Origin of the sequence: Roseovarius sp. 10 (genome assembly GCF_033100315.1) — a bacterium.
Classification (GTDB): Bacteria; Pseudomonadota; Alphaproteobacteria; order Rhodobacterales; family Rhodobacteraceae; genus M30B80.
In genome coordinates this window covers 1-3,635 of record NZ_JAWLVH010000011.1, presented here as the reverse complement: position 1 = coordinate 3,635, position 3,635 = coordinate 1, and the positions used below count along the sequence as shown (strand labels likewise).

Below are 3,635 nucleotides of genomic sequence, written 5' to 3'. Positions count from 1 at the left end.
GGCTCATAACCTGAAGGCCGCAGGTTCAAATCCTGCCCCCGCAACCACTTTCATCGAACTAATAAAACAAGGCTCATCCGTAACAGGGTGGGCCTGTTTTTTGTCAGATAGTGCGACATTGAACAAAGCAGCCAACTGGCCGTGCAATACGATCTCCCAGCCCTCGGAAGTGTTCCGCAGATCAACTCGGTCAATCAATTCACGTATCAGCGGAATGGCTTCTGACGCGAACACTGGATCATTTAGCATTTCGGTAAGTTGGCCCAATTTGCGATGATACGCGTCCGCCAGATTTGGATGCATCAACACAGGCGTGGGATCCACTTGGCGAGCCTGAGCTGCCTCAAGCTCCTTTATGCGTGCCTCTAGCTCGCTGATCCGGGCCATAATACCTTCAGTGCGCATTCCATCAGCTACAGCATCATACAGGCCATTCAACTTCTTGCTGGTTGCCGTAAGGTCGTCTTTGACGGCATTGCTTGCAGCAAAACGATGTTTTTGCAATTCGTTGAATTCCCGGTGATAGGCGTTGACGAATGCCTTCACTGCCTCTGGGAGCATTAATCCATGATTGAGCAGTTCGACCACTTTATTGGTCAGTGCTGGCCGGCGGATTCCCTTGCTCTGGCTGCACGTTTGTAGCTTCCTCGCGTTGCTGCAAGCGAGGTAGTCGCGTCCAACTGCAACCATCTTCCCTCCACAATGAGCACAGTGGGTTTTATCGGATAGGATGTGAACAGGACGCCTCGCTTGCCAAAAGTCTGGTTGCTTTTGCGGTGCGCGTTTGTGGTTGGGCCAAATCTCTTTTTGGCGTTGCTTCACCCGCCTCCAGAGCTCGTCATCAATAATTTGTAAGTGGGGTACGGCGGTGACTTGGATCTCGTGTGCGGCATTGCGGCGAGAGACCCGCCTCCCCGTCTCTGGATCCTTGATGTACCGTTGCCGGTTCCAAACCAATCGGCCGATGTAGAGTTCGTTGTTGAGGATGCCCGTTCCACGTTGCACATGGCCGCGTATTGCGCTGTCACGCCACAGCGGTGTTCTCGGCGCAGGTATGCGATCTCTGTTTAAGTCCCGTGCAATTTGTTTGGGGGATTTGCCGTTGGCGAACTCTTCGAATATGCGGCGGACTATTCGTGCTTCGCTTTCATTGATTATTCGGTCGCCGCGCTCATCGCCTGTAACGACTGAATAACCATAGGCGTTACCACCGCCGCTTTTTCCTTTTGCAACGCGCCCCTCAAGGCCACGCTTTGTCTTCTGTGCGAGGTCTTTAAGATACAGGGCTGACATTGTGCCTTTCAGGCCAATGTGCAGTTCGTTGATGACCCCCTCAGCTACAGTGCAAATCACCACGCCTTGGAATGCCATCGCTTTATAGAAGCCAGCGATGTGCTCTTGATCTCGACTAAGGCGATCAATGCTTTCGGCCACCACGACATCACAACCACCTTCTCTGACAAAGCCAAGCAGCTCTTGATATCCGGGACGTGTATGAGAAGCGCCTGACAGTCCGCGGTCGGCGAATGTTTTTACATGTGACCATCCCCTCCCCTCGATCAGTCGTAAACAAAGTCGCTCCTGATCTTCTATGGACGTATCGCGCTGCATATCAGTGGAGAAGCGGGCATAGACAGCAACGCGCATCACTCATCCCCCCATTTGTCGAAGAGCGCCTCGAAAACATCGTTTCCTTCCGCAGCCTCATCGATGATCTGGCCGATGACGTCATGGAGACGAGAGGCGGCCTGGATCATGGAGGCGTGCTCATAATGGGTAAGGGTGGTGGAGAGCTGGTTGTGGTTGAGAATGCGCGCTGCAGCGAGCACGTATTCTGGTTTGTCGGCTGTGAGCGCGCTAGCGGCGCAGTCCCGGAAGAGATGCGGGTTAATAGCCGCGCCGAGCGTGGCTTTGGTACAGCGCTTGCAACCATAATAGAGGGATTGGCCAGACATGGCGTGCCCACGGGTGGAGACCCAAAGCGGGCCGCTTGAGGGCAGGGCGGCGTCAATGGGCAGCTCCGGTTGCCGGAGGAGGTGCTGCCTGTAGCGGCGGAGATAGAGCTGCATGAGCGCGCGATACTCCTCGTCCTGCGGGAGATAGAAGTCGAGGGGCGTCTTGTCCTTCATCTGATGCGCAGCAAAACTGCAGCGCCAGAGGTCGCCTGCGAAGGTGATGGTCTCACCTATGGTGAGGGATTGCAGATTGCTGAGCCGGATGGGCGACCAAATAAGGAAGCCCACAGACATCGCATCGCGATAGCACGAGGCAGATTGGGTGGTAATGGGGCCTTCTGAACTAATTGACCACATCTGTGCAGCAGCAGCCTCCCAGATCTCTGAGGGGGGCCTTATGCGCTCAGCCTTCTTGCGTGAGGGCACTGCGCGGGCAGTGAGCCGGGCGCAGAGATCTCGCAGCAGAGCCAGATCAGCCGTTGGCTCCATCACGCGAATGGCTTCGGTCAGATCCGTGATGCGTGAGGCAATGGTGACACTGGCCAGCCCCTGGTGCTCAAGCTCTGCAAGATATCCGCGCAGATGCGCCTCACAAATGCGCTCTGAGGGCAGGGCCAGCGGATCAAGCACGCCGCTATTGTGCAAATACCAGAGCCATTTGGCATAGCCCTTTTGAACCTGCCGCTTTGTGGGCTCTGCCCAGGAAGAGGCTTTGCCCGCCATCTGGAAGTAACGACCCTCTTCTGTGGCGGCCTGCCAAAGGCGGCGGTCTTGATCAGGCCAGTCAGTGAGGGGCAGGGATGTGCGTTCGATCTTACTCATGACGCCTTCCCCTTTGGCTTACCCATTAAGGCTAAAGGATCCATGAAGAGGTCCTCATGACGCTTTGGGTTTTGCTTTTGCGCGCGAAAGGCTTCGGCTACACCATCTCGCCGCGTTTTGGTGATCACCTCACCGTAAAGCTCGATCGCCTTTTGGGTCTCAGCGCCTGCGTAATGCGCATAGGTGGTGGTAAGCGCCTTGTGACCTAGAAGCTTGCGGACGACCTCGTAATGGCCAGGCAGGCGGTCCAAGAGCAGCTTGGCCGCTGCATGGCGGAACTGGTGCGGGGTNCGGTCCAAGAGCAGCTTGGCCGCTGCATGGCGGAACTGGTGCGGGGTCAGACGGATCGCGGCATGGGACCAGAGCGTGTTGGTAATGAGCTTGCGCAAGGCTGAGCAGTCTTTTGCAGCCCCCTTGCGGCCAGGGAAGAGATAGGGGCTTGCGCCAGGGGTGAACATCATGCGCCAGTCATCGATATAGCGCTTTACCCGCTCGGTCGTGGCCTCTGGCAAGAGGAAGTCGAGCGCAACCTTGTTCTTCACCTCTTCCATGGGCACGACAATGCGCAGACACTTCCCATGCCAGATGAAGTGCTGATCAAGACGCAGAGCGTTAAGATTGCGGATCCGCATCGGCGCGAACTGCAGGATCTCGATGGCAACGGCCGCCTGTATCAAGAGATGTGCGTCCTTGCGTACACTGCGGTTCTCAACCGTCTTGGACATGGAGAGGGCGCGGTCCCAGAGCACTTGGGGTAAGGTGAGGAAGCGCAGAACGGCCTTTGGATCATCGAACTGATGCATAGAGGCTGCATTCTTCTCGGAGAGCCCGTCATGGGAGAGACGCAGCTTAGGCATA

General features: G+C 56.3%; 3 protein-coding genes. All 3 read right to left on the bottom strand.

Annotated features, from left to right (window positions below; all coding sequences use genetic code 11):
* Window positions 1-3: 3 nt before the first annotated feature.
* Window positions 4-1,647: a recombinase family protein gene (locus RYZ18_RS14135; protein ID WP_317657511.1), complete on the bottom strand. Its 1,644-nt coding sequence runs from the start codon at window positions 1,645-1,647 to the stop codon at window positions 4-6.
* Window positions 1,647-2,777, bottom strand: a complete 1,131-nt coding sequence (locus tag RYZ18_RS14130) for a tyrosine-type recombinase/integrase (RefSeq protein WP_317657510.1) — start codon at window positions 2,775-2,777, stop codon at window positions 1,647-1,649. The genes RYZ18_RS14135 and RYZ18_RS14130 overlap by 1 nt, the downstream gene beginning before the upstream one ends.
* Window positions 2,774-3,635: tyrosine-type recombinase/integrase (locus RYZ18_RS14125; RefSeq protein WP_317657509.1), on the bottom strand; the 862-nt coding region annotated here is incomplete at its 5' end. The genes RYZ18_RS14130 and RYZ18_RS14125, both read right to left, overlap by 4 nt.